Source organism: Mesorhizobium sp. M1182 (genome assembly GCF_040318335.1).
Taxonomy (GTDB): Bacteria; Pseudomonadota; Alphaproteobacteria; order Rhizobiales; family Rhizobiaceae; genus Mesorhizobium.
This window is the reverse complement of record NZ_JAMYMD010000015.1, coordinates 53,237-78,771: the sequence shown is the minus strand read 5'-3', so window position 1 is coordinate 78,771 and position 25,535 is coordinate 53,237. Positions and strand designations below refer to the sequence as shown.

General features: G+C 63.3%; 27 protein-coding genes. 14 read left to right on the top strand and 13 right to left on the bottom strand.

Annotated features, from left to right (window positions below):
* Positions 1-462, bottom strand: coding sequence for a RidA family protein (locus NKH33_RS19030; RefSeq protein ID WP_352921004.1), 462 nt, complete (start codon positions 460-462; stop codon positions 1-3).
* A 97-nt stretch (positions 463-559) separates the two neighbouring features.
* On the opposite strand from NKH33_RS19030, the gene NKH33_RS19025 reads away from it, so the two are divergent.
* Entirely contained in the window at positions 560-1,411 is an 852-nt protein-coding gene (locus tag NKH33_RS19025; RefSeq protein ID WP_352921002.1) for a LysR family transcriptional regulator, read from the top strand.
* Positions 1,412-1,430: 19 nt separating this feature from the next.
* On the opposite strand, the gene NKH33_RS19020 is transcribed toward NKH33_RS19025, so the two are convergent.
* Both NKH33_RS19020 and NKH33_RS19015 read right to left on the bottom strand, forming a co-directional pair.
* Positions 1,431-2,186 carry an SDR family NAD(P)-dependent oxidoreductase gene (locus NKH33_RS19020; protein WP_352921000.1) on the bottom strand — a complete coding sequence of 252 codons (756 nt, stop codon included), beginning with the start codon at positions 2,184-2,186 and terminating at the stop codon, positions 1,431-1,433.
* Between the two features lie 83 nt (positions 2,187-2,269).
* Positions 2,270-2,938: a glutathione S-transferase family protein gene (locus tag NKH33_RS19015; protein WP_352920998.1), complete on the bottom strand. Its 669-nt coding sequence runs from the start codon at positions 2,936-2,938 to the stop codon at positions 2,270-2,272.
* Positions 2,939-3,085: 147 nt separating this feature from the next.
* On the opposite strand from NKH33_RS19015, the gene NKH33_RS19010 reads away from it, so the two are divergent.
* The gene (locus NKH33_RS19010; protein ID WP_254820647.1) at positions 3,086-3,265 is read left to right on the top strand and encodes a CsbD family protein; all 180 of its coding nucleotides are present in this window, start codon (positions 3,086-3,088) and stop codon (positions 3,263-3,265) included.
* Between the two features lie 63 nt (positions 3,266-3,328).
* Here NKH33_RS19010 and NKH33_RS19005 read toward each other — a convergent pair whose 3' ends face one another.
* Positions 3,329-4,459, bottom strand: coding sequence for a metallophosphoesterase (locus NKH33_RS19005; protein ID WP_352920996.1), 1,131 nt, complete (start codon positions 4,457-4,459; stop codon positions 3,329-3,331).
* 119 nt (positions 4,460-4,578) lie between these two features.
* Here NKH33_RS19005 and NKH33_RS19000 point away from each other — a divergent pair, with 119 nt between their 5' ends.
* Positions 4,579-5,172, top strand: a complete 594-nt coding sequence (locus NKH33_RS19000; RefSeq protein WP_352472655.1) for a hypothetical protein — start codon at positions 4,579-4,581, stop codon at positions 5,170-5,172.
* Positions 5,173-5,231: 59 nt separating this feature from the next.
* Here NKH33_RS19000 and NKH33_RS18995 read toward each other — a convergent pair whose 3' ends face one another.
* Complete coding sequence (locus NKH33_RS18995) at positions 5,232-5,825, bottom strand: TetR/AcrR family transcriptional regulator (protein ID WP_352472654.1); 594 nt, start codon at positions 5,823-5,825, stop codon at positions 5,232-5,234.
* Between the two features lie 150 nt (positions 5,826-5,975).
* On the opposite strand from NKH33_RS18995, the gene NKH33_RS18990 reads away from it, so the two are divergent.
* Positions 5,976-6,767, top strand: coding sequence for an NIPSNAP family protein (locus tag NKH33_RS18990; protein WP_352920994.1), 792 nt, complete (start codon positions 5,976-5,978; stop codon positions 6,765-6,767).
* A gap of 48 nt (positions 6,768-6,815) precedes the next feature.
* On the opposite strand, the gene NKH33_RS18985 is transcribed toward NKH33_RS18990, so the two are convergent.
* From NKH33_RS18985 to choX, 3 genes are read right to left on the bottom strand one after another with little or no spacing between them, the layout of a single operon-like run.
* Positions 6,816-8,264 carry an amidase gene (locus NKH33_RS18985; protein ID WP_352920992.1) on the bottom strand — a complete coding sequence of 483 codons (1,449 nt, stop codon included), beginning with the start codon at positions 8,262-8,264 and terminating at the stop codon, positions 6,816-6,818.
* Positions 8,265-8,272: 8 nt separating this feature from the next.
* Entirely contained in the window at positions 8,273-9,133 is an 861-nt protein-coding gene (locus NKH33_RS18980; protein ID WP_352920990.1) for an alpha/beta fold hydrolase, read from the bottom strand.
* Positions 9,130-10,065 carry a choline ABC transporter substrate-binding protein gene (gene choX, locus NKH33_RS18975; protein ID WP_352831824.1) on the bottom strand — a complete coding sequence of 312 codons (936 nt, stop codon included), beginning with the start codon at positions 10,063-10,065 and terminating at the stop codon, positions 9,130-9,132. The genes NKH33_RS18980 and choX overlap by 4 nt, the downstream gene beginning before the upstream one ends.
* 86 nt (positions 10,066-10,151) lie before the next feature.
* Between choX and betI the strand changes: the two genes are divergently transcribed.
* The 5 genes from betI (at position 10,152) to NKH33_RS18945 (ending at position 14,472) form a co-directional block, all read left to right on the top strand.
* Positions 10,152-10,790, top strand: a complete 639-nt coding sequence (gene betI, locus NKH33_RS18970; protein WP_352541621.1) for a choline-binding transcriptional repressor BetI — start codon at positions 10,152-10,154, stop codon at positions 10,788-10,790.
* 113 nt (positions 10,791-10,903) lie between these two features.
* Positions 10,904-11,932: an SDR family NAD(P)-dependent oxidoreductase gene (locus NKH33_RS33250; protein WP_502906744.1), complete on the top strand. Its 1,029-nt coding sequence runs from the start codon at positions 10,904-10,906 to the stop codon at positions 11,930-11,932.
* On the top strand, positions 11,929-13,326 hold the full coding sequence (gene fumC / locus NKH33_RS18955) for a class II fumarate hydratase (RefSeq protein ID WP_352588580.1): 1,398 nt from the start codon (positions 11,929-11,931) through the stop codon (positions 13,324-13,326). Before NKH33_RS33250 ends, fumC begins: the two co-directional genes overlap by 4 nt.
* A 157-nt stretch (positions 13,327-13,483) precedes the next feature.
* Positions 13,484-13,918, top strand: a complete 435-nt coding sequence (locus NKH33_RS18950) for a DoxX family protein (protein WP_352501902.1) — start codon at positions 13,484-13,486, stop codon at positions 13,916-13,918.
* A gap of 140 nt (positions 13,919-14,058) precedes the next feature.
* Positions 14,059-14,472 carry a DoxX family protein gene (locus NKH33_RS18945; RefSeq protein ID WP_352588583.1) on the top strand — a complete coding sequence of 138 codons (414 nt, stop codon included), beginning with the start codon at positions 14,059-14,061 and terminating at the stop codon, positions 14,470-14,472.
* An 18-nt stretch (positions 14,473-14,490) separates the two neighbouring features.
* On the opposite strand, the gene NKH33_RS18940 is transcribed toward NKH33_RS18945, so the two are convergent.
* The 3 genes from NKH33_RS18940 to NKH33_RS18930 form a co-directional block, all read right to left on the bottom strand.
* Positions 14,491-15,114, bottom strand: a complete 624-nt coding sequence (locus NKH33_RS18940) for a hypothetical protein (RefSeq protein ID WP_352588586.1) — start codon at positions 15,112-15,114, stop codon at positions 14,491-14,493.
* 63 nt (positions 15,115-15,177) lie between these two features.
* Positions 15,178-16,710, bottom strand: coding sequence for an exopolyphosphatase (ppx, locus tag NKH33_RS18935; protein WP_352831829.1), 1,533 nt, complete (start codon positions 16,708-16,710; stop codon positions 15,178-15,180).
* Positions 16,710-18,911, bottom strand: a complete 2,202-nt coding sequence (locus tag NKH33_RS18930; RefSeq protein WP_352831831.1) for an RNA degradosome polyphosphate kinase — start codon at positions 18,909-18,911, stop codon at positions 16,710-16,712. The genes ppx and NKH33_RS18930 overlap by 1 nt, the downstream gene beginning before the upstream one ends.
* 149 nt (positions 18,912-19,060) lie before the next feature.
* Here NKH33_RS18930 and NKH33_RS18925 point away from each other — a divergent pair, with 149 nt between their 5' ends.
* Positions 19,061-19,306, top strand: coding sequence for a zinc-finger domain-containing protein (locus NKH33_RS18925; RefSeq protein ID WP_254820632.1), 246 nt, complete (start codon positions 19,061-19,063; stop codon positions 19,304-19,306).
* A gap of 19 nt (positions 19,307-19,325) precedes the next feature.
* Positions 19,326-20,543: an FAD-dependent monooxygenase gene (locus tag NKH33_RS18920; RefSeq protein WP_352920986.1), complete on the top strand. Its 1,218-nt coding sequence runs from the start codon at positions 19,326-19,328 to the stop codon at positions 20,541-20,543.
* Between the two features lie 27 nt (positions 20,544-20,570).
* On the opposite strand, the gene NKH33_RS18915 is transcribed toward NKH33_RS18920, so the two are convergent.
* Positions 20,571-21,242 (bottom strand): TIGR02117 family protein, encoded by a 672-nt coding sequence (locus NKH33_RS18915; RefSeq protein WP_352920984.1) that lies wholly within the window; start codon positions 21,240-21,242, stop codon positions 20,571-20,573.
* Between the two features lie 104 nt (positions 21,243-21,346).
* Between NKH33_RS18915 and NKH33_RS18910 the strand changes: the two genes are divergently transcribed.
* From NKH33_RS18910 to NKH33_RS18900, 3 genes are read left to right on the top strand one after another with little or no spacing between them, the layout of a single operon-like run.
* A complete protein-coding gene (locus NKH33_RS18910) occupies positions 21,347-21,610 on the top strand; it encodes a metal-sensing transcriptional repressor (protein WP_023719742.1) in 264 nt (87 codons plus the stop codon).
* Entirely contained in the window at positions 21,607-22,629 is a 1,023-nt protein-coding gene (locus NKH33_RS18905; protein WP_502906743.1) for a cation diffusion facilitator family transporter, read from the top strand. Before NKH33_RS18910 ends, NKH33_RS18905 begins: the two co-directional genes overlap by 4 nt.
* Before the next feature lie 30 nt (positions 22,630-22,659).
* Positions 22,660-23,373, top strand: coding sequence for a HoxN/HupN/NixA family nickel/cobalt transporter (locus NKH33_RS18900; protein WP_352920982.1), 714 nt, complete (start codon positions 22,660-22,662; stop codon positions 23,371-23,373).
* A 74-nt stretch (positions 23,374-23,447) separates the two neighbouring features.
* On the opposite strand, the gene NKH33_RS18895 is transcribed toward NKH33_RS18900, so the two are convergent.
* On the bottom strand, positions 23,448-25,364 hold the full coding sequence (locus NKH33_RS18895; RefSeq protein ID WP_352920980.1) for a multicopper oxidase domain-containing protein: 1,917 nt from the start codon (positions 25,362-25,364) through the stop codon (positions 23,448-23,450).
* Positions 25,365-25,535 lie beyond the last annotated feature (171 nt).

The window sequence follows — 25,535 nt, the reverse complement described above, 5'->3', positions numbered from 1 at the left end:
TCAGCGGACATGCACGATAGCGTCGGCTTCGACCGGAACATTGGCCGGCAAGCCGGCCATGCCGAGCGAGCAGCGGGCGTGCTCGCCACGCTCGCCGAAAACATGGAGTAGAAATTCGGATGCTCCGTTGCCGACCTCCGAATAGGCCGAAAAGCCGGCCGCCGCATTCACATAGACGGTCAGCTTGGCGAATTTCAGGACGCGGTCGAGATTGCCGTCCAGTTCCTTGTCCAGCCAATAGATGATGTTGGCCGCGCAGAGCCGGGCGGCGTTCTGCGCAGCAGCCAGATCGATCTCTCTGCCGACCTGGCCGATCGCGGCGATCTCCTGCCCGATCTCGGGGATCTGACCGGAGACATAGACGATGTCGGCGACCCGAACCGTCGGCGAGAACGGCAAAGCAGGCCGCTCGAGCGAGGGCCAGGCGACACCGAACTCCTCAAATCTTCTTCTGTAGGACAAGGCGGCTGCTCCTGTTTTCATTCGTGCGAGCGGACCTTGAATTCAGATCGGACTTTCGGATAGCCTGATAGTGCTGACACAGCTATCAGGAATTCTTATGACCGGAGATATCGACGTCAGGCTGCTGCGCGCCTTCGTCACCGTGGCCGATACGGGAACGGTAAGCCGGGCGGCCGATCGGCTTGCCCGCACCCAGGCGGCGGTGAGTATGCAGCTTCAGCGCCTCGAGGGTGAAGTCGGCGCCGAGCTGCTGCGCCGTTCGCCGCGCGGCGTGACGCTGACCGAGGCGGGCGAGATCCTGCTCGCCTTCGCCCGCAAAGCCATCGCGATCGGCGACGATGCCAGGCGCGAGATTGAAGGCCGCAGGCTGGTCGGCCGTGTCCGGCTGGGCATCGTCGAGGATTTGGCGGTGACACGGCTGCCGTTGATCATCGCCGAATTCCGCCGCCGGCATCCTTCCGTGGAGATCGAGCTGACGTCGGCCAGCAGCAGCGATCTCAGCAAGTCGCTGGGCGAAGGAAGATGCGACATCGTCATGGCCGATCCGGCGCGCTTCACAATGGCGCCGCGAGGCCATCTGTCACGACAGCTGGTCTGGGCGGCAAGCCGCATGATCGAGATCGATGACGAGGTCGAGCTTCCGCTGATCATCTTCGAAGGCGCCTGCTCCTGGCAGGACAGGATGCTGGCTTCGCTCGCCGAGGCCGGAATCGGCTGGAAGATCGGCTGCCGCGTGTCGACTTTCGCGACGCTGATCTCGGCGCTGAGGGCCGGGCTTGGCATCGGCCTTCTGCTGCAAGAAGGACTGCCGCCCGACTGCCAAAGCCTCAACGGACGCTTCAACCTGCCGCCGGCGCCGATGGCGGATTTCGGCGTCTATCTTGCGAGGGACCCGTCCCGGCTGGTCGAGGAGTGTGGCGATTTCCTGCGGGCGGGTTTCGAAGTCTAACGAAACGATCCGACGTCATTCACCGCTCCTGGTCGGTCGGGCGGATGACGATCTCGTTGACGTTGACGTGTGGTGGCTGGCACACGGCGCAGAGAATGGCCGCGGCGATGTCCTCGGCGGTCAGCGCCTCCATGGCGGCGAGCCGCTTGTCCAGATCGGCCTTGAACGCCGGATTGGTGATGTGGTCGCCGAGCTCGGTGCGCACCAGGCCGGGCTCGATGACGGTGACGCGAACCTTGTCGGCGTAGACTTCGCGGCGCAGCGATTCGGAAAAGCCGACGACACCGAACTTGGTTGCCGCGTAGCCGCTGGCGCCCGGATTGGCGACACGGCCGGCGACCGACGAGATATTGACGATGTGACCCTTGGCGGCCCTCAGATGCGGCAGCGCCGCTTTGGTGACGCCCATCAGCGCCAGCAGGTTGAGCTCGACCATGCGGCGCCAGTCGTCGAGCATCGCCGCGGCGGCCGGCGACAGAAGCATGACACCGGCATTGTTGACGAGGATGTCGAGACGGCTCCATTCGGCGACAACCTTGTCGACCATGGCGGTGACATCGTCATTGCTGGTGACGTCGGCCTCGATGCGGAGCGCCGTCCCGCCGGCCTTTTCGATACGCGCGGCCAGCGCTTCGAGACGATCGGCGCGGCGTGCGGCAATCGCAACCTTGGCCCCGGCGGCGGCCAGCGCCACAGCCGTTGCCTCGCCGATGCCCGAGGAGGCGCCGGTGACAAGCGCGACCTTGCCGGCCAGTGCGGAAGAAACAGATGTCATTGTGAAGTCTCCAAGGCCCCAGCCCGATCTTCAGATAGGCCGCGGGCCGTGAAGTGGAAGACCAGCTCACCGGTTGCTCGGCTCTATTCGTCTGGGCCGGGCTCCGGCCAAGGCTCTGTCGCCGCCTCGGCATACCAGTGGCGCATCGCAGGCATCGAAAGCACGGCGTCGACATAGGCGCGGGTATCGGTTGCCAGCGTGCCGCCATAGGTGTCGAAGCGGGTGACGACCGGCGCATACATGGCGTCGGCCGCGGTGAAATGGCCAAACAGGAACGGGCCGCCTTTGCCGTATTTTTCGCGGCATTCGCGCCATAGCCCTTCGATGCGCGCCCGTTGTGCCTCACCTTCGGCGTCGAGCGGCTTGTGGCCTTTTGGCCGGCGCAAATTCATCGGCCAGCCATAGCGGACCTCGCGAAAGCCGGAATGCATCTCTGTCGCCGCCGAGCGGGCCAGCGCACGGGCGCCGATGTCGGCCGGCCAGAGCTTTTTCCCGGGAAACAGCTCGGCGAGATATTCAAGGATGGCAAGGGTTTCCCAGACGATCCGGACCTCGCCATTCGGCAGCCGATGGTTCAGCACCGGCACCTGGCCGGTCGGCGATATCCTGGCCAGATTGGCCGCGGTCTCGGGCGTGCGCAGGCGCACAAGACCTTCCTCGAACGGGATCTCCAGATGCTTCATCGCCAGCCACGGCCGCAGTGACCACGACGAAAAACACTTGTTGCCGATGAAGAGCGTGAATTCAGCCATTGTCCCTCCGGCCCTGTCTGTTCGGGCGTTCTGGTGCACCCTATCCTGTCGGCTTCGCGGCCGGAAGCTATCCCAATCGACGGGCAGAACCCGGAACCTAAGCGATCCGCGACCGTTTCTCCAGGCGAACGGTCCAGGAGATGCGAGATGGTGAACAAGGATCAGGTTGCCGGCGTTGCCAAGCAAGCCAAGGGCTCGGTCAAGCAGACCGCCGGCAAGGCCACCGGCAACAGGCGCACCGAGGCCGAAGGCGACGTCGACAAGGCCACCGGCAAGATGCAGAAGGCTTACGGCGACGTGAAGGACAAGGTGAAGAAGGCGCTTTGACGCCGGCCCTTCGTGAACCAGGAAGAGGCGGCTCGGCCGCCTTTTTTGGCCCTCTCCTGCCCGTCAGAAAGTCAGGCTTTTGCTGTATGCATTGGTGAAGGTGACCTCGCCATGATCTCCGGCGGCTTCGCCCAGCACCACATCCATGCTGTTTCCCGTCACCCGCGCCAACGCAAAGCCGCCCATGAAGGCGGCCTTCGGCTTGAACAAGTCGACCCCGTCACGGTGGTAGATCATCGGCGTCGCGTGCTGGTGGCCATGGAAGATGCCGACGACGTTGTAACCCTTCAGCACAGCCAGCAGCGCCTGCCTGTCGGCTTCGCTCCACCAGTGGGGCGGACCCTTGCCGCCGTCGTCGAAGGTTTCCTCGGCGGCGTCCCATCTTTCGATCGAAAAAGTATCCCAGCCATAATGCTGGAACAGGATGACCGGGCGGCCGTCGCCGGCATAGGTTGCCAGGTCCTGCTTCAGCCATGGCAGGCTGCTGGTGGCGCCATGGCCGGTATCGCCGGCGAAACGGTGCGTCTGGACAAGATGCAGGCCGCCCCAATCCCATGAATAGCAATCGGTCCCGACATCGTAGTCGGTCGCCGGCGCAGGCGGCTTGAAGAACACGCCGGGGCGGTGGTTGACCTCGACGTAGTCGCGCATTTCGCGGCGGTACCAGTCGACATGCGAGCGCGGGCCGTTCTGGTCGAGGTCGTGGTTGCCGAGGCCGACATAGACCGGCATGTGCACGCGGTCGGGGCCGACGCCTTGCTGGTAGCGCTGGCTGAACTGAAGCAGTTGCGTGCCCTCGCTGGGCTGGGTGATCTGGCCGCCGCCATCATCGGTGATGTCGCCGCCAACGACCAGGCCGAGCGGCGTGCCGATGTTGCCCGTCGAGCGCAGGCCGGTGGCAACGCCATCGATTTCAGCCGGCCATTGCCTGTCGCCGACGCCGTTGAGTGCGGCGACGTTGCGCAGCAAGGCAGCGTCGGTCTTGCCCTCCTGCTCGCAATGCGGGCTCAATCCGTTCGCCGTGCGGCAGGCATGGACATCGGCGATAAACAAGAAGGTGGCGTCGATCGGCGGGATGCGCTGGCCGGTCTGGCCGAAGGCCGGGTGCGAAACGGCGCCGGCCGCGGCAAGGCCCGCTGCCTGCATCAGGAACCTGCGCCGGGAAACCGGCCGGGCGGGAATGCGATGCATCATGCGCTAAAATTCAGCACGACGGGGACCGGCAGTCCAGTTGCTCGTAAAGTATGTCGACACGTTCTCCCAGGTCTGGCATTGCTTTCGGCATTCAACTTGCGCGGGCAAAGGAGGACGCCATGAAAGCTACATCCATCGGCATGACAATGGCGATTCTGGCGGTGACGAGCGCAGCGCATGGCGCCGGGTGCATCGACGCCAAATCGGCCAAGGCCGGCTTCATTCTCGAAAGGCCCGGCATCCACAGCGAATTTCGCCCGGCGGCGGGCGGAATGGTGGCGGTTGCCAACAAATACCAGTCGCAATCGCCGCAGTCGCAGTACCTGTTCGGCGGGCTGATCGAGGTGTTTCGCGACAGCAGCACGGGGCAGCTGGCGATGATCCCGTTTTCCGATCTCAGGAAGGTGTTCCCGCTGAAGGCGGGTGCCAAGAGCAAGATCGTGTTTGCCCGTCTTGCACCGAACAAGCCGCCGAAGGGCACCGAGACGCTGGAGATCAACGTCAAGGGCAAGGAGACGTTCAGCCTGGGTGACTGCAAATACTCCGTACTCGCGGTCAAGCAGACGATCAGGAGCGAGGCCGGCGAGACGCGGGACGAGTTCACCGCGCTTTACGCACCCGACCTGCAGGCAGTTGTGGCCAGGCGCTATGACGAGGGCACTAGCGCCGAAAGCGTGGTCGGCTACGAGCTGATCAAGCCGCTGCCGAATTAAGAGCTCGGCCTCCCGCCTCGGTCGCGATATCAGCGACTGCGGCCTCTGTCCTGCCAGCGTTAAAGCGCTCTGTGCAGTATCCTGCGACGTCGCCTCGTGACTCCCTGTTCCAATGCCATCAGGCAATCGCGCAGCACGCTTGCGTCCTGCGCGGTCTTGGCCATCGACATGGCGCCGGAATAGCTGGCGACAGCCAACGCTGCGAAGCGCTGCGGATCGATGCCCTGTTCCCGGCCCGCCTGCTGGTCGGCCCTGATCTTGTCGGCGATCGCCTGACGCCAGGTAGAAAAAATGCTGGCAAGGGCAATGCGGAAATCCGGATCGGCAAGCGACAGTTCATGCGCCAGGTTGTTGAGCGGGCAGCCGCGCACGAAACCCTGCTGCTCCAGCTCCGCCGCGACGGCCGCGAACACGGAGCGCACGCCCTCGCGCGCTGAGGGAGCCATCCGCACCGGCGCGATCCATGTCTCTTCTACGGCGGCGGCGACCCGCTCCTCGATCACTGCGAGCGCCAGCGCCTTCTTGGTCGCGAAATGGTGGTGCAGCGCGCCGCCGGTGACGCCCGCCGTCGCCATCAGGTCGCCCATGCTGGACGCATGATAGCCGCGTGCCTGAAACGCCTCCTCGGCGACATCGAGCACCTTTTTGCGCATGCCTTCGGGGTCGTTGGTGCGTTTTTGAGCCCGCGACCTTGGGCGAGCGGATATCTCTGCTGACATCTTCACACGATAGCAGATTGACAAAACAGGACAACCGGTCTGTTTTGTAAAACAGGATGACTGACCTGTTTTGGAGATCGAGCGATGAACCTGCCTTATGCCGCGCCTAAATCCGATCTGCTCGCCTCGCCCGTCGTCGAACTCAGGCAATACACGTTGAAACCCGGCCGGCGCGAGACGCTGATCGGCATCTTCGACAATCACCTGATCGAGGGCCAGGAAAGCGCGGGGATGACCATCATCGGCCAGTTCCGCGATCTCGACCGGCCGGATATGTTCGTCTGGCTGCGCGGCTTCGACGGTATGGAAGCGCGGAAAAACGCTCTGACCGCCTTCTACGACGGGCCGGTCTGGGCTGCGTGGCGCGACGCCGCCAACGCCACGATGATCTCATCCGACGACGTGCTGCTGCTGAAGCCGGCCTGGCCGGGCGCGACCCTAGACCTCTCGGGATCGAAACGATTACCCCCGGCGGACCTCGAAAAACCGAGCGCAAGCAGCGATTTGCAGGCAATTGTTGTCATCAGGATTCATCATTTGCAACCGGGCCTGGAAGCCCGTTTCGCCAATGACTTCCAGACCGCGTTCCTTCTGGTGCTCGCCGCATTTGGCGCGTCGCCGCTCGCCGCCTTCGTTACCGAGCATGCCGAAAACAGCTTTCCGCGGTTGCCGGTGCGGGCCGGCGAAAACGTCTTCATCAGCATCACCGGTTTCGCGAGCGCCGATGCACATGCCCGCCGCGAGGCAGCCTTGGCTGCCTTCCCGAGATGGCAGGAATTGGAGCAGGCCGCGCAGTGGGAATTCGCCAGGCCCGTGGAGGTTCTGCGCCTGGCGCCGACGGCGCGGTCGCTGCTCGGACAGCCAACGCCGGCGTGACCAATGCCGTTGAAAGCCACCTATGTGCACTGAACCCCCCTGTCTGGTTCACACCTGAAAATGCCTGGCATGGATCACCTGGTAACGCGTGGTCCATGCGGTTGCCTGCTCCAGGTCAAGGCAAACGCGCAGCAGCCGGTGATCCTCGTTCTTGCGGCCAATGAGCTGGATGCCAATCGGCAGGCCGTCTTTCGACTGGAAAAGCGGCAGGCTGGCGGCCGGTTGGCCGGTGACGTTGAAGATTTCTGTGAAAGGCGCAAAGCCGTAGGCCCGCCTCGCCCAAGCCTCGTAATCAAAGACAGCACCATCGCCATGGATGGCGCCAAGCCGGGGCGTAAGCTCGGCCGTCGTCGGTGTCATGATCAGGTCGAACCCATCGAACGCCATCGCCATCGCCAGCGAAGCGCTGTGCACATGGTCCTGCGCCCTGAAATAATCGGCGGCCGAGGATCGCCGAAAACAGTCGAGCGCGTGACGAGTCAGGCTTTCGATTTCGCCGGCCCCCGGCATCCGCCCGATCTCGTCGGCGCGATCGTCAACCAGCCGCGCGACCTCCGACATCCAGAAGATGCTCCAGTCCGCTTCGGCGCTGGCTTCCCGCGGGAAACGCGCCTCTGTGACCTCGTGCCCCCTGTCCTCGAGGAGGATCATGGCTTCCTGAAATTTTGCCCCGATCTCGGACGCGACGGGCGTGCCGTCCGGCCGGTGCGCCAGGCACGCGACGCGCAGACGCGCACCGGGCGAAGACAGCCAGTCCAGGTAGGACGGCACCGATTTGGACACGGAGTAAGGCGCTCCTTGTTCTGGACCGGCAGTCATGTCCAGCATGGCGGCGCTGTCGCGAACGGTGCGGGACAGCACGTTCTCGGCGTAGAGCCCGGCGCCGACCTGACCTCGACCAGGCCCGACAGGCGTGAGCCCGCGCGACGGCTTCATGCCGAACACGCCGCAACAGGCAGCCGGCACCCGGATCGATCCGCCGATATCGGAACCGTGGGCGACCGGCACCATGCCGCTCGCCACCGCGGCAGCAGCTCCGCCGCTTGAGCCGCCCGCCGTCAGCGAAGGATCCCAGGGGTTCGAGGTCGGGCCGCGAAAGCTGGGTTCGGTGACGAAGTCGTTGGCAAATTCAGGCGTGTTTGTCTTGCCCAGCAAGATCAGACCGGCGGCCCGCCAGCGCCGGACGATCTCGCTGTCGGGCTTCGGCGCGGCATCCTTGAAGTAGAGCGACGAGTGCGTCGTCGGCCACTCCCGTACATTGACGCCGGTGTCCTTGACCAGAAAAGGAATGCCGGCGAGTGCCGCCTGCCGGTTGCAGCTTGCCGCAACGGAAAGCGCCCGGTCCGCATCGATCAGCGTCACGGCATTGAGGGCGGGATTGACGCTTTCGATCGCTTCGATAGCCGCCTCGACGACCTCGACGGCGGATAATTCGCCCGAGCGAACATGCGCGGCCAGGGCGACGGCATCCAACGCCACGTATTCGGAAAGATTCATGACTGCTCTCAGCCCGGACTACCTGTCGCTTCGGCTGTCGGCTGGGGTCCAGCTTTGGTACCGAGCTTGAAATACCGGCCGATGGCTGCCGCGACCAATGCCGGATCCTCCCAGTGCGGGTTGTGTCCGCATCGCACCGCGCTCACGAACGCGGCGCTAGGGATTTCTTCGAGGAGCCGCCGTTGGTGCGTTTCGTCGAAGAGCAGGTCGTGCGCGCCAGCAATGACAAGCGCCGGCAGGCGCAGCATGCGCGCCTTGTCGGTCAGATCGATGCGCCGAACCTGCTCCAGGATTGCGCGCCAGAGTGCCGCCGGCATGGCTGACGCCTCCTCCGCAGTCATGGTCAGGAATTCCGCTGGAACCTCGGCCTCGCAGGCATGCCAATAGTCATAGAACGGATCGGCCGGCGATATCGGGTCTCGAAGCGCCCGCACACCAATGGTCATCGGGTGGTCCTGACCGATCTGCGGCCGTAGCGTTCCGGCCATCAGCACCAGGCCGCCGATCATCTCGGCGTAGCGTGCGGCTGCCTCGATCGCCACCATACTGCCCAGGGAATGCCCGACCAGAACCGGCCGCTCGAGCCGCAATCGCTCGATCAAACTCGCCACATCTTCCGCGAAATCCGCTGGGGCGAAGCCGCGTGTCCCGGCCAGCGAGGCGCCATGCCCGCGCAGGTCTGGAATGACAAGCCGGCGCCCGGCGAGATGCGGCGCCAGCAAGGAGAAGCTGCGGCTCGTGTCGGAGAAGCCGTGCACCAGCACCAGCGCGGGCTCCTGCCCGGCGATTTCGACGCAGGCCGTTTCAGTGCGGCCGGCACCGACCCTGCGCTTGCGGCCGTTCCAGCCCGCCTGATCGGCCGATATCACAGGCCGAGCTGCTGCTTGACTGCGTCGAGCGCGGGCTTGCCATCGAATGTGGTGACACCGGCAAGCCAGGCGCCGAGCCTATCCGGATTCTCCTTGAGGGCCTTCAGGCCGGCTTCCTCCGGCTTCATGCCGTCGTTGATGAGATAGCCCATGCCGAGATTTTCGAAATCGATATCGAAGGCGAGGTTCTTCAGCAACTGCCCGACATTCGGGCATTGCTGCAGATAGCCCTTGCGCACCTGCGTCGTCACCGTCGCGGCGCCGAAGTTCGGGCCGTAGAACTTGTCGCCGCCGCTCAGATATTTGAAGTCGTACATCGTGTTCATTGGATGCGGCGCCCAGCCCTGGAAGACGATGAAGCGCTTTTCCTTGATCTCGTAGCCGACCTCGGAAAGCATGCCGGCTTCACTCGATTCGACGACCTGCCAGCCATCGAGGCCGAGCGACTTATCGGCGATGGCGTCCATCATCAGCTGGTTCGAGCCCGGCTCGATGCCGTACATCTTCCTGCCGAATTTGTCGGCGAACTTTTGCAGGTCGGCAAAATCCTTGACGCCGGCCTCCCACACGTAACTCGGCACGGCAAAGGTGTATTTGGCGCCGACGAGATTGACGCGCACATCGTCTACCGAGCCGTCCTTCTTATAGGGCTCGTAGTAGGTGATCATCGCCGGATCCCAATAGCCAAGGAACACGTCCAAATCATTGTTCTTCAAGGATTCATAGATGACGTTGATGCCCAGAAGCGAGCTTGCCGGCTTGTAGCCGAGCGCATCGAGCAAGACGCTGGTGACGCCGGTGGTGAAGGCAAGGTCGTTCCATCCAGGCTCGGCCATGCGCACGACCTCGCATTGCTCAGGTTCAGCCGCAAAGGCCGGCCGGATCGCCAGCAGGACGCAGAGCGAGGCGCCCATTCCAAGGCTACGAAGCATTTCGGTTCTCCTCATTTCACCAACAGTGTTGACCGCCTGGTTTTTATATTGTCCCACTGGTCAATTCTTGATCTCGACGGACGAAAATGTCAACGTCGGTTTTCGATGCATGGATCCGGCCCGTGAAACTCAAGCGTCTCAGCGACATACGCCGCAAGGAGCTGCGGCAAGCCGCCTTTGCCGTGCTTCAGCGCGAAGGCATAGCTGGCGCCACCATAGAAAAAGTGGCGGCACAGGCCGGCGCGTCGAAAGGCATCGTGCTGCACTATTTCAACAGCAAGCGGGAGCTGTTCGAGCATGCCATGCGCGAATCGAACCTGGTGCTGCGGCATGCGGTGGTCGAGCGGCTGAGACAGGCGCGCACGCCAATGCAACGGATAGAGGCCATCATCGAAGGCAATTTCGAGCCGCATCTCTTCCAGCCGTCCCTCTGCCACGCCTGGCTTTCACTTTGCGCGGAGGTTCCGCGCGACGAAAAGCTTGCCCGCATCCAGAAGGTGATCCATGCGCGCATGCGCTCCAACCTGCTGTCCGGCCTGCGCGGTCTGGCGCCGGCACGCGATGCTGACGAGATCGCTTTCGGCGTCACCGCCCTGATCGACGGGCTGTGGTTGCGGCTTGGCCTGCAACCCGGCAGCGTCACGCGAGAACAGGCCATTCATCAGGTGAAGGATTTCGTCGCTACGCGGCTGGCTGTTCGGCGCGGTGCAGCCGCTGCCGAATAGACAGGCGCATCAGCCGAAAGTTCATATTGAAGGATAAGCCGGCGGCTTGACCACAATCGGCAACGGCGCTGCTCTCCTTTACCAGACAAGACGGCAATACGCGGGAGTGTTGGATGAGACTAGGCGGCAAACGGGCACTGGTCACCGGCGGCTCGGACGGGATCGGGCTGGCAATCGCCGAGGCTTTCTTGCGCGAAGGCGCGGACGTGCTGATCGTCGGCCGCGACGGCAAAAAACTCGACGCCGCCCGCAAGCAGCTCGGGGATAATGTCGACACGCTGTCGGCCGATTTGTCGGCCATTGCCGGCATCGATGCCGTGGTCGAGCATGCCAGGCGCGGCCCACCTGTCGATATCCTCGTCAATAATGCCGGCGTAGCGTTCCTTGTGCCGTTCGAGACCGTCAGCGAGGACCAGTTCCAGGAGTCATTCGCGCTCAACGTCACGGCGGTATTCTTTCTCACCCAACGGCTGTTGCCGCATCTCGCGCCGGGTGCGGCTTCGGTGATCAACATCTCGTCCTATTTCGCGCACAAGATGATCCCGAAGCGGCCGTCCAGCCTCTATTCGCTGTCGAAGGGCGCGCTCAATTCGCTGACCAAGTCGCTCGCCTTCGAGCTCGGGCCGCGCGGCATAAGGGTCAACGCGATCGCGCCCGGCACGGTCGACACAGCGATGCGGCGCAGGTCGATCGAAAACCTGCCTGAGGCCGCGCAAGCCGAGCTCAAGGCCTATGTCGAGCGCAGCTATCCGCTCGGCCGCATCGGGCCGGACCAGCGACCTTGCCGGCATCGCGGTCTATCTCGCCAGCGACGAAGCGGCATGGACCAGCGGCGGAATCTTCGCCGTGGATGGAGGATACACGGCGGGGTAAGGTTGCGATCTCCCCCCCTCGAGGGGGAGATGGCCGGCAGGCCAGAGGGGTCGTCTCGCGTGGAACACCAGCCTGTTCCGTCCGCTATGGGAGTTGCGTCAAGACCTGACCGCCCCCTTCTGTCGCCTTCGGCGACATCTCCCCCTCAAGTGGGGAGATTGCCAGCACCTTCAACCGATTTGCATTCCCGTCACCCGCAATCTCCGCTTGAAGGCATTTGTGCAACGCGATACGCCGTTTGCAAATTGCAAACCGGAGAGACTTCGTGAGCGCGCCAGAGACCAGAACCGAAACCGACACGTTCGGTCCCATCGAGGTCGCCGCCGACCGCTATTGGGGCGCGCAGGCGCAGCGTTCGCTTGCCAATTTCAAGATCGGCTGGGAGAAACAGCCGGCGTCGATCGTGCGGGCGCTGGGCATCGTCAAGCGGGCGGCAGCGGAGGCCAATATGGAGCTGAAGCGGCTCGATCCGGCGATCGGCAAGGCCATCATCGAGGCCTCGCAGGAGGTCATCGACGGCAAGCTGAACGAGCATTTCCCGCTGGTCGTCTGGCAGACAGGCTCAGGCACCCAGTCCAACATGAACGCCAATGAGGTGATTTCCAACCGGGCGATCGAGCTTTTGGGCGGCGTCATGGGATCGAAGAAGCCGGTGCATCCCAACGACCACGTCAACATGAGCCAGTCGTCGAACGACACCTATCCGACGGCCATGCACATCGCCTGCGCCGAGCGCATCACTCACGACCTGCTACCGGCGCTAAGACATTTGCATACGGCACTCGAGGCCAAGACCAGGGCTTTCGCCCACATCGTCAAGATCGGCCGCACCCACACCCAGGACGCGACGCCGCTGACGCTTGGCCAGGAATTCTCCGGCTACGCGGCGCAGGTCGCCTCGTCGGTCAAGCGCATCGAAATGACCCTGCCCGGCCTGCAGGAGCTGGCGCAGGGCGGCACCGCGGTCGGCACCGGCCTCAATGCGCCGGTCGGTTTTGCCGAAAAGGTGGCGGCGCGCATCGCCGCGATCACCGGCATCGATTTCGTCACCGCGCCGAACAAGTTCGAGGCGCTGGCCGCCCATGATTCCATGGTCTTCTCGCACGGCGCCATCAATGCCTGCGCGGCGGCGCTGTTCAAGATCGCCAACGACATCCGCCTGCTCGGCTCCGGCCCGCGTTCGGGCCTCGGCGAATTGTCGCTGCCGGAAAACGAACCGGGCTCCTCGATCATGCCAGGCAAGGTCAATCCGACCCAATGCGAGGCGATGACGCAGGTTTGCGTGCAGGTGTTCGGCAACAATGCGGCGATCAGCTTCGCCGGCAGTCAGGGCCATTTCGAGCTCAACGTATACAATCCGCTGATGGCCTATTGTTTCCTGCAATCGGTACAGCTGCTGGCCGACGCTTCCGTGTCGTTCACCGACAATTGCGTCGTCGGCATCGAGGCCCGCGAAGACAACATCAAGGCAGCACTCGACCGTTCGCTGATGCTGGTGACGGCGCTTGCGCCGACGATCGGCTACGACAACGCCGCCAAGATCGCCAAGGCGGCGCACAAGAACGGCACCACGCTGCGCCAGGAAGCGCTGGCCACCGGGCTGGTCAGCGAAGCCGATTATGAGCGGCTGGTGCGGCCGGAGGACATGACGCATCCAGGCTAGGGCGTTGATATCCTGGATCTCAACACCCATGTTGATCGCGAAAACGTTACCTTGGTGAACAATCCGTAACCAATCTGGCATCTTTGGTGAACAGTCGGCCTGCGCTAACTAGACGGGTATCCAAGCCGTTTGGCCAAATCCTTCTGGAGAGTTACGCATGTCCACCAACACGTCCGCCAATACTTCGTTTGCCGGTTCCGGCACCGCCGCCGGCGCCTCGGGCACGATCCTGCTCGGCCGCATCCTGCTTTCGGTCATCTTCCTGCTTTCGGGTTTCGGCAAGCTGACGGCGATTGCCGGCACCGCCGGCTATTTCGGCAGCCTTGGCCTGCCGCTGCCGATGGTGACCGCCATTGTCGTCGGCCTTATCGAACTGCTTGGCGGCCTGGCCATCCTCGTCGGCTTCCAGACCCGGATCGTCGGCTGGGTAATGGCGATTTTCACCGTCGCCACCGCGCTGGTCGCCCACACCGGCTGGGCCGATCAGATGCAGATGATCAATTTCATGAAGAACCTCGGCATTGCCGGCGGCTTCCTCGTGCTCGCCTCCTCGGGCCCAGGCGCGTATTCGATCGACGCCAAGCGCGGCTGAAGCAGTCCAGCATTTCCTGAACAAAAGGGGCGCGGAATTTTCCGCGCCCCTTTTTCGTTGTCGTTTGTGCCTGTCGGTCCGCTGACCGGAATTCTGCTAGGATCGGGCTCTTGGCCACCCGGCCGACAACGGAGGTTACCATGCCCCGCAATGCGCTGCTTTTGCTTTCCCGACTGCTGTTCGCCGCACTGTTCGTGCCGTCCGGCTTCCACGCGCTGACCGACATTGCCGGCACGACCGGCTATTTCGCCGGCCTTGGCCTGCCGCTGCCGACGCTGGCTGCCTGGGGCACCGGGCTGTTCGAACTGATCGCCGGGCTGCTCATCCTCGTCGGCTTCAAGACGCCGATCGTGGCGCTGCTGCTCGCCGCCTTTTGCGTCGCGACAGCGTTCATCGGCCACTATGGCCAGGGCGGCGGCGATCCGACGCTGACCTTCATGCATTCGCAGATGCTGATGAAGGACATCGCGATATCAGGCGGTTTTCTGGCGCTGGCGATGGCTGGCGCGGGTGCATGGTCGGCCGACGGCCGGATGGCTGCAGGGACTGGCTAAGCTGCCGCCCGGCTCGGCTCATTTGCTGTCGAGAAAGACGAACTCCGCAAGCCTGGTTATGTTTATGGGCTGAGAGAGGAAGCCCCCATGCCCCATTCGGCCGACGCTGATGGTCAGGCAAACCTGTCTGCTTTGTACCGCGATCGGCAACCATTCATATCCATATTGATCTGCCCCCTTGGGGGAGTAGCTCCGAAGATTGCTGTCAATCGCGACATACAGGTAGTTGCGCAGTTGGATCAGGCTTGCCCTCTTAACGTATGGCAACAGGTCGATTCGGCCCGCGACAGGCTCAAGAAAGTTGCCGAGGGGCTGATGAACGGACACGGTTCGATCGACAGCGCCAGGACAGAGATTAACGTCCGCATAAAACGTGTTCATCGAAATCGATCTTTGAAATTTGATCATTTCGTCGCTTATTCTAAATACAAAATAGTTTATCTTTTGCCCGCTTTTAGGTTTTAGAAAACCTGTGAGCAAATTGAACAGTGTTTTTCCGTCTGCGGCTTTTGGATAACTCTTGTCAAACTCAAACGCGCCTTTTGCAGCAACGGAAACCTTGGAAACCGTCTGAGCTCTGGCCGCGTCGAAAATCAACAATGGCAGGATGGAAAGCAGCAGCAGGATTTGACTGGATTTCACGATCTTCTCCCAAGCGTGGAGCTCGCAGCGAATTGCCACATGCAATTGGCGTCGTGCCTGAAACTACTTCACTGAAACGCTAGGCCCGCCCTCGACCGCCAGCACCAGCCGACGGTTGGTGACCCTTGCCAGTTGTGCCAGCCGGCCGGCGGGCCGCTCGCCGTAAAGATCGGCCAGCGCTGCCGGCAGCACCAGCGCCAGCACGCCATTGCCGCGGTTTTCCCATTTCAGTCGCGACATGACGCCGGGCATTGCCGCCGTCAGGAGATAGACGACGCGCAGCAGCGCCGCCAGCACGCGGGCCCGTTCGAGATAGCGCGGTGTCGCCAGTCCGCGGATTTCCGGAGCGGCTTCATTGAACACGCCCTCGTGGCGAAACAGGCTGACAAGCGCCAGGAAGGCGCGGCCGGGATGATCGACGCCGATGAAGGAGGCGTGGGCGATGATGTTGAGCGATTGCTTGCCGCGATATTCGGGATGGGCACGCCAGCCGATATCGGCGAGCAGGCAGGCGGCGTGGCGGTAGCGCGCCTCATCCCTGGTCTCGTCGATGCCGAAGGCGGCGAACGCCTTGCCGGTCCACTCGACAAGCTCATGCGCGTGGTCGACCGAGCGCGAGCGCAGGCGGGCAAGCTCTTCCGCCGCCGAGATCAGCGGATCGGCTTTCTGCTCGGCCTTGTCGAGCAGCGAATAGAGAAAGCCCTCGCGCACGCCCAGCGCCGACACGATGATCTTCGACGGCTGCATCGCCGCCATGATCTCCTGCAGCACGATGGCGCCATAGGGCAGCAGCGACCGGCGGTTCTTGGAGATGCCCTCGATGCCTTTGATCTTGTCGATCTCGGCCTTAGCAACCTGCCGGAGGAAGTTCGCGGCGCTTTCGATGCCGATCTCGTAATGGTGCATGACGCCTAGCGGGTAGTTGGTCATTTCCATGTGTAGCCGGGCGAGATTTCGCCAGGTGCCGCCGACCGTGTAGAACGCCCTGCCCTGCCCGCCCTTCAGCAATTTCGCCCGCGCCAGTTGCTCGCGCGTGATCCTTGCCGCCTGGGTCAGGGAGTTCTTCGCCATGTCCTGCAGGCGCAAGCCGCCCAATGGCAGCGTGATGCCGTCACCGATCGTCTCACCGTCGATGTCGATCAGTTCGAGGCTGCCGCCGCCAAGGTCGCCGGCGATGCCGTTGGCCGGGTGGAAACCGGAGATGACGCCGAGCGCCGAATAATGGGCTTCCTCGCGGCCGCTCAGCACCTGGATCTCGGTCTTGAGCACATCCTCGGCGCGGTGGATGAAGTCGGGGCCGTTGACCGCCTCGCGAGCGGCGGCGGTCGCCAGCACATACATGCGCTCGGCGCCGGCCTGGTCGGAGAGCGCGCGGAAGCGGCGAAACTCTTCCATCGAGCGCGTCACCGCCTCGGGATCGAGCTTTCCGGTCGAAACGATGCCGCGGCCGAGGCCGGCCAGCATCTTTTCGTTGAACAGCAAGGTCGGCGAACGCGCCAGCCCCTCATAGATGACAAGACGGATCGAGTTCGATCCGATATCGATGATGGACAGCGGTCGGCGGTCCTGAAGCCGGCCCTGGGACGCTGAAATCATCAGCCCGTCGCTGCGTTCTGTTTCTTGCGGCGCTTGAACTGCGCGATGCGCTTGGGCGCATGCGACTTCAACGCATCGCCCCGTCCGGACAGGCTCGGATTGGTCATGAAATATTCCTGCGCGTTGAACGGTTCCTCGCCCTCCTCCAGCACAACGCGCCGGGAGGTTCCGTCAGCCAATACGTCGAAACTTTGCTGGTTGTCCATGATGTTGCCGAGCATGATCTGGCCGAGCACCTGCTCATGCACAGTTGGATTGGTGATCGGCACCATGGTCTCGACGCGGCGGTCGAGATTGCGCGGCATCAGATCGGCCGAGGAGATATAGACGATCGCCCCGTCCGAGGGCAGGCCGTGGCCGTTGCCGAAGCAATAGATGCGGCTGTGCTCGAGGAAACGGCCGACGATCGACTTCACCCTAATGTTCTCCGATAGGCCGGGCACCTGCGGTCTCAGGCAGCAGATGCCGCGCACGACGAGATCGATCTCGACGCCGGCGCGGCTGGCATCGTAGAGCGCATCGATGACGATCGGGTCGACCAAGGCGTTCATCTTCATCCAGATGCGGGCCGGCCTGCCCTCCAGCGCGTGGCTGATCTCATCCGAAATGTGCTGGAGGATGCGGTCGCGCAGCGTAAACGGCGAGATGGCCAGCCGCATCTGCTCGGCCGGCTCGGCATAGCCGGTGATGAAGTTGAACAGCTGGGCGACATCGCGCGCGATCGTCGGATCGGTGGTGAAGAAGGACAGGTCGGTGTAGATGCGTGCCGTGACCGGGTGGTAGTTGCCGGTGCCCAGATGCACGTAATTGCGCAGCCTGCCATCCTCGCGGCGCACCACCAGCGACATCTTCGCATGGGTCTTCAGTTCGAGAAAGCCGAAGACGACCTGGACGCCGGCGCGCTCGAGGTCGCGGGCCCAGCGGATGTTGGCTTCCTCGTCGAAACGCGCCTTGAGCTCGACTAGCGCGGTCACCGACTTGCCGGCCTCGGCGGCGTCGACCAAAGCGCGTACGATCGGGCTGTCGTTGGAGGTGCGATAGAGCGTCTGCTTGATCGCCACCACTTCCGGATCGGCCATTGCCTGGCGCAGGAACTGCACCACGACGTCGAAGGATTCGTAGGGGTGGTGGACGATGATGTCCTTCTCGCGGATCGCGGCAAAACAATCGCCGCCATGCTCGCGGATGCGCTCGGGGAAGCGCGGATTGTAGGGCGTGAACTTCAGATCGTCGCGGGCGACGGCGACGATCTCCGAGATCTGGCTGAGCGCCAGCGGACCGGTGAGCACGCTGATCCGGCTTGCCGAAACGCCAAGCTCGCCGGCGACGAAGTCGCGCAATTCGGGCGGCATCAGCCGGTCGAACTCGATCCGGATGACCGAGCCGCGGCGTCGCCGCTTCAGCGCCGTCTCGAACAGCCGCACCAGATCCTCTGATTCTTCCTCGACCTCGATATCGCTGTCGCGGATGATGCGGAATGTGCCGGAGCCCTTGACCTCATAGCCGGGGAACAGCTTGCCGATATAGAGACTGACCGCCTCTTCGAGTGGAATGAAGCGGACATGATGCTTGCGATCCGGCAAACGGATGAAGCGCCTCAGCGCCACCGGCAGGCGCAGAAGCGCGCTCATTTCCTCGCCGTTCTTGCGATGGCGCAATTGCAGCGCCATCGAGAAACCGAGATTGGGAATGAACGGAAACGGATGCGCCGGGTCGATCGACAGCGGCGTCAGGACCGGAAATACCTGCTCCTGGAAATGGTCCTCGAGCCAGGTCTTCTCGTCCTTGGTCAGCGCATCGCGGGTGATGCTTTCGATGCCTTGTTTGTCGAGCAGCAGCATCAGCGCCGAAAGGCTGTTCTGCTGGTCCTCCTGCAGGCGCTCGACCTCGCGCAGCAATTGTTCGAGCTGCTGCTCGGGAGTGCGCCCATCCGGGCTCTTCAGCACGATGCCTTCGCGCACCTGGCCGGCAAGACCGGCGACGCGGACCATGAAGAACTCGTCGAGGTTGGCGGCCGATATCGACAGGAAGCGAACACGCTCGAGCAGCGGATGGTTGGCGTTCAGCGACTCTTCGAGCACGCGCCGGTTGAATTGCAGCCAGGAAAACTCGCGATTGACGAAGCGATCGGGATTGCCGCCTTCGGGGCTCGCCGCCTCGACGGTGATGAATTCGTTCTGCACCGGCTTCAGTTCGTTCATGGTTCCCGCTCTTCCCACACCGTTCGACGAGCACAGCCTTAACCGGCTTAACTTATCCTCTGACAGGCTTTTGCGACAGTTTCATTTCATCGATCTTGCAAAGAGACGGGTTATGATCCAGATGCAATCGACGAGATCAGGAGACGACGATGGCAGGCGGTTCCATTCCCCATTTCCAGAACGATGCGGGCTACCCGGCAATCGACATCGGCGTCAAGGAATTCATGTGCACCGGCGCCAATCCGCCTTTCGACCATCCGCATGTATTTCTCGACATGGGCGACGACAATGAAAAGGTCTGCCCCTATTGCTCGACGCTCTATCGCTATTCGCCGAAACTGAAGGCATTGGAAACGCAGCCGCCGGGCTGCCTCTATATCGACCAGGCCGCCTGATTCTTCCGCGACAAGCCTGATGCAGGAAACGCAGTCCCGGCAGGTGGTCATCGCCGGGGCGGGCGTCGCCGGGCTGACCGCGGCACTGGCCTTCGCCGAGCGCGGCTATCGGGTAAAACTGTTCGAACAGGCGCAGCACCTCGAGGCTGCCGGCGCCGGTATCCAGCTTTCGCCCAACGCGACGCGCATCCTACGGCAGCTCGGCGTACTCGATCGGCTGCTGGCGACGGCGGTGCGGCCGGAGGCAGTCGTGCTCAAGGATGCCGCCACGCTGCGCAAGCTGGCGCGCGTACCGCTTGGCCAGGCGGCCGACACGCGCTGGGGAGCGCCCTATCTCGTTGCCCACCGCGCGGATCTGCAGTCAGCGCTGATGCAGCGGATAGCCGAGCGGCCCAAGGTCGAGCTTGTCACCGGTGCCCGCGTCTGCGGCGTCGCAACCAGACCGAATGGCATCACCGCAACAGTCGAGATTGCCGGCACGACCATCGGAACCGAAGCATCGTTGCTGGTCGGCGCCGATGGGGTCTGGTCGTCGGTGCGAGAAAAACTGGCCCGCAAGGCGGCCGAATTCGGCAGAAGCCGATTCTCGGGCGAGCTTGCCTGGCGCGCCACGGTGGCCGCGGACACCCTCGCCGGACAAGCCTTCAGGGCGATCGGTGCGCCCGATTGCGTTACCGCATTCCTCTATCCCGGCTTTCATATGGTCGCCTATCCGGTCAGCCGTGGCACTGCCTTCAACCTCGCTGCCTTCACCAAGGGCGAGCGCATCGCCGAAGGCTGGTCGGGGTATGCCGACCCCGCCAGCCTCGCCAGCGCCATGCGCGGTACCGCGCCGGCGCTGGTTCGCCTGGCGACCGAGGCGGCGCCGTGGACGGCATGGCCGATCCACATTGTCGAGCAGCGGCGGTGGACGACGCCGCAAGGCATCGCGCTGATCGGCGATGCGGCGCACGCGATGACGCCGTTTGCCGCACAGGGCGCGGCGATGGCGATCGAGGACGCGGCGACGCTTGCCGGCTTCATTGCGGCCTCCACAGCCGATCTTGAGGGGGCGCTTGCCGCCTGGGAACAGGCGCGGCGGCCGCGCGTCGCCCAGGTCGCCCGCCGTGGCGCCATCAACCGCCTCGCCTGGCATGCGGCCGGGCCGGTGGCGATGGCCCGCAACCTGGTCCTGGCGATGCGCTCACCCGAAAAGCTCGCCGCCGATCTCGACTGGCTCTACGGCTGGCGGGCGTAGGACGTTCGGCGGTCCTAAGTCGCCCGGTCAATTGTAAAGCCGCATCGACAGGCCGAGCGATGCCGGCAGCGGGTTCCACCAGCCGGTGCGCAGCCCGGCGGTGCGCAGCGCCGCCGCCGCCCAGGTGTTGCAGCCGACCAGCGCGTTGAAACGGCCATTGCCTTCGAAGAAACGATCGAAACGGGAATACGCCGCATTCTCGATCGGCATGGCCCCGTTCGGTCCCTGCCGGAAGCTTCCCGCAATGTAATCGAGCAGCGCCGTAAACCGCTCCTCGCCGATGTCGAAGCCGGCGACGTCGGGATGCGGCTCGGCGATTTCGCCTGAAATGTCGACATGCATCACCGAGGCATCGACGGTCAGCGCCTTCATCACCGGCACTGCCTTCAGTTCCGACCAGGTCGGCGTCTCGAGATAGAAGGCGCGGCCGCCCCAGCCGAAGACGATGTAGCGGACCTCCGCCATGTCGGCGGGAATGCCGGCATCGACCAGGAAATGGAAGCGCCGGCGCACATCGTCGTCGACCGGGATGGCGATGTCGGTGTGGATCGGATTTTTCAGCACCAGGATGCGGTGGCTTGAGCCGATCGGATCGGCAACTGCCGCCGGCCAGAGCGGGCGCGGCAGCAGTGTGCCCAATGCCACCGCAAGGACTGCTGCAACGACCAGCAGGCCAAGAAAACGGGCAAGCTTCTTCATGGGAAAGGCATAGAACAAGCAATGCTCAAGGTGAAGCCCCTCCGAAAGTTGCACCGCTGACTTAGAGCTTGACGCGTATCCTCCCCGGGAGGATACGCTGAGGCATGTCAGATCACCTCCACGCCTCGCATCCTTCCATCATAAAGCGCCTGAAGCGCGCGCAAGGCCACCTTGCGGCGGTGCTGGCGATGATCGAGGCGCATCGCCCTTGCGTTGACCTGGCGCAGCAGCTTCATGCCGTCGAAAGGGCCATCAGCAGCGCCAAGCGCGAGCTGATCAACGATCACATCGAGCATTGCCTGACCGACAGCGTCGAAACCGGCGGCAACTCGCTGGCGGAACTCAAGCAGCTGGCGAAGTATCTATGAATGCCATCGTAGCCCGCATTCTGGACTGGCTCGGGTTCGCCTCGCACGCCGCACATCATCACGGCGGTCACGGTCCGCACGGTCACAGCCATGGCGTCATCGACGCAACAATTGCCACCACCGACCGGGGCATCTGGGCAATCAAATGGTCGTTCGTGATCCTGGCCATCACCGCTGCATTGCAGATGGTCGTGGTTGCATTGTCGGGGAGCGTGGCATTGCTGGCCGACACGATCCATAACATCGGCGATGCAACCACGGCGATCCCGCTATGGATTGCGTTCGTACTGGCGCGGCGCAAGCCGTCGCGGATCTTCACCTATGGCTTGGGCCGGGTCGAGGATCTGGCCGGCATCATCATCGTGCTCATCATCCTGTTCAGCGCTGTAGTCGCTGCCTACCAAGCCATCGACAGGCTGATCAATCCACAAGTGGTGACACACCTGGGCTGGTTGACTGCGGCGGGCATTGTCGGCTTCCTAGGCAATGAGGCGGTTGCCGTATTCCGTATCCGCGTCGGTCGTGAAATCAACAGCGCGGCACTGATTGCCGACGGCTACCACGCCCGCACAGATGGACTTACCAGCCTTGCCGTGATCATCGGAGCCATCGGCGTCTGGCTCGGCTTTTCCTTGGCCGATCCGATCGTCGGCCTGCTGATCACGATTGCGATCTTCGGTATCGTCTGGCAATCGGCCCGCTCGGTGCTGACCCGCATGCTGGATGGAATCGAACCCGGTGTGATGGACGAAATCCGACATGCCGCCGAGCATGTTCCGGGCGCGCGCATTGTCGATGCCAAGGCGCGCTGGATCGGTCATAGATTGCACGCCGACATCGCAATTGCCGCGGACGAAACCCTGCCGCTGTCGGCGGCCAACAAGATCGCCGCAGCGCTGAAGGACGAACTATCCCAGCATATGCCCGCCCTGGCTGAGGCGAATGTGCGGTTTTCAACGGAACGTGGAGAGAACGGCCATCCTCACGAGCACACGCATGACCACGGCCACATGCACTGACGCTCGCCGATTTTCTGCTAGTCTCGTCCGATGTTCCAGACGCTCGTCGAATTTCAGCGCACGATCTATCTGACGCTCGGCGAACAGATCAAGCTGCTTGCGGCCGGAGGCAATTGGCTGGCGTTCATGGCCTTCCTGCCGATGGGCGTCCTGTTCGGGGCTGCCCATGCGCTGACGCCGGGGCACAGCAAGGCCGTCCTGGCGACTTATCTTGCCGGTTCGGATGCGAAGGTCTCGCGTGGTCTGCTCGTATCTATCACGCTATCGTTCACGCATGTGACGATTGCCGTTCTGATTGCGGCTCTCTCGCTGCCACTGGTCTCAATAGCATTGGGCAGCGTCGGCCGCGCTCCGCTTCTGGAGCATATCAGTCGCGGGCTGCTCGGCCTCATTGGCGTCTGGATGATCTGGCGCGCGTTGAGCCACAGCCATCATCACAGGCACGAGGGCGAGGCTGTCGGCGTCACGGCAGGCCTGATCCCATGCCCGCTGACGCTTTTCGCGATGACTTTCGCAATCTCCAGGGGGGTTCCGGCGGCGGGCGCCCTGTTTGCCGTCACCATGATGGTCGGCGTGGCGCTGACGCTGTCCTGTGTCGCCGTGTTGTCGATCCTGTTTCGGGAACGGCTTGTACAGTTTTTCGCGCGCCAGCCACGCCTGTTCGAAACCATCTCCCGGGCCATCGAGGGCGCCGCCGGTCTCGCCCTTGCCGGCGTCGCTGTCTGGCAGATCACCTCAGCTTGAGAGAAAATTTGGCCCCAGCCACTGCATGGCGTCCGGGCCGGTGCACCGGCTGGAACGAGCCTAGGCGACGCCGGTCATGTCACATCGATCACGACCATCAGCCCGCCGCCGCCCTTTTCCTCGACATTGTTGTTCGTGGTGTGATGCGGGATGTGGCAATGGATCAGCCATTTGCCCGGACGCTGCGCCTTCCAGATTACGTCGTAGCGCTGACCCGGCCCGACGTTGATCGTATCGGCAAGGAAACGACCCGAAGCGGGGACCGTCTCGCCGTCGCGGGCAACGACCTCGAACGGTCCGCCATGGATATGCATCGGATGGATGAAGCCGTTGTTGGTGCCGATGAACCGCACCTTGAGCGTCTCGCCGACCTTCATCGGGATCGTCTCGGTCGAGGGATAGGCCTTGCCGTTGATGGTGAAGAAATTCGGCATGCCGCCATCCATCGGCATCGACGGGTAGGTCAGCCCTTCCCGCACCAGCCATTCCTGAAGCTCGATGACGTAATCATGGTCGGCCGCGACCTCGTCGGCGGGATTGGCGGGATCGATGATCAGCGCACCGTAGAGGCCGAGCGCCTGGGTCCGGTCCGGCTTGGCATGGGGGTGATAGAAATAGGTTCCGTGCTGGGTCGCGGTGAATTCGTATGAATAGGATTGCCCGGGCTCGATCGGCGGCTGCGTGATCTCGGCCGGCCCATCCATCTGGTTCGGCAGGATCAAGCCATGCCAATGCACCGTCGTTTCCTCAGGCAGGCCGTTGGTGACGTTGATCCTGACCCGATCGCCCTGGCGAATGTGAATTCGCGGACCGGGAATCTGGCCGTTATAGGCATAGGCGTCGACCGCAACGGCCGGCAGGATCTGCCAGCGGACCACCGAAGGCCTGAGCTCGAACACCTTGATGCCGTTCTCCATCCGAAACGGCAGTTCCTGGTCGCCCTTTGCCGTCAGGCCATAAGAGGCGGCCACGAGGCGTGGATCGGTAGCGGCCATGTCACGCATCGTGTCGGCCGGCGTGTCGCGATCCATGATCATGCCTTGCGGCATGATCACCCCGCCGACGTCGCGTGCCGACAGCGTCAGGTTCAGCCAGTTCGCCGGCGCGACCATGCCGATGGCGAGCGCCAGCAGGGAGACGGCACCCAGGGCAGCGACCTGCGGCGTCGTGGCATCCGTCTCCATGTGATGGCCGCCGCCTTTGCCTTTGTGGGAAACCATATCGTGGTGCTGCCCGCGATGGCCGCTGGCGTCGGCCTGCTGCATTTGTATCTGCGCATGTTGCCTCGTGGCAGGCTGCTCCCGGACATCGATGCCGGCTGCCTGCGCACGCTGCGTCATCAGCCCATGCTTCAGCCCCCGGGCGACCAGCCAGACATTGGCCGGATAGGCAAGCGCAAAACCGGCGATGACGCCGATCGACATCACGCCCCAGAACAGCAGCTCCGTCGGTTCCATCGCGCGCATGTCGCGGCCCATCATCAGGAAGCTCATGACCGGCGCCATGCCGGCCATCATGAAGTTCATGGAGATGAACTCGGGCAGGAAGCTCTTGCGTACGTTTTCCCAATAGGTGCCGCCCATCATCGATTTCATGAACAGCGACTGGAAGATGAACAGGCCGAAGGCAAAGCCGGCGAGATATTCGACGATCAGGTCGATCCACATCGGCAGGCCGAGCGCCGCCGTGACGGCGGCGGCAAGAATGATGCCGGTGGCATCGCCGGCGACGCAGTGGATGGTGGAGCCGACGCCCTGCTTCCAGAGCGGCCGGGTGAAGAGTTCATGATCGCCCGGCCGGGGCTCCTTGTCGGCGAGCACGTAGAGCAGCAAGCCGAGCGGACCCATATAGAGGGTGACCAGGATGAAGCCCCATTTCATCACCACCGGCTCGGGATTGTTGCGATATTGGTCGAAGCCGACGTAAAGCGTCGAAGCCAGCGCCAGCGCGAACCAGACGACGAGGAAATAATCGATCGGTTGGATGAGCATCAGGATGAACCCGTGACCTGCCGCCGCACGCCCCCACGCGGCTCGTTACACAACTCCCAATGGCAATGAACGCAGCCGGCACGCTTATGATCCGTGCCGGCCTTAGTTACCAGGTTGCAATGTGACCACTCGAACGGCCTGAAGCACGCTTGCTATTTATCGCGCAGCGCA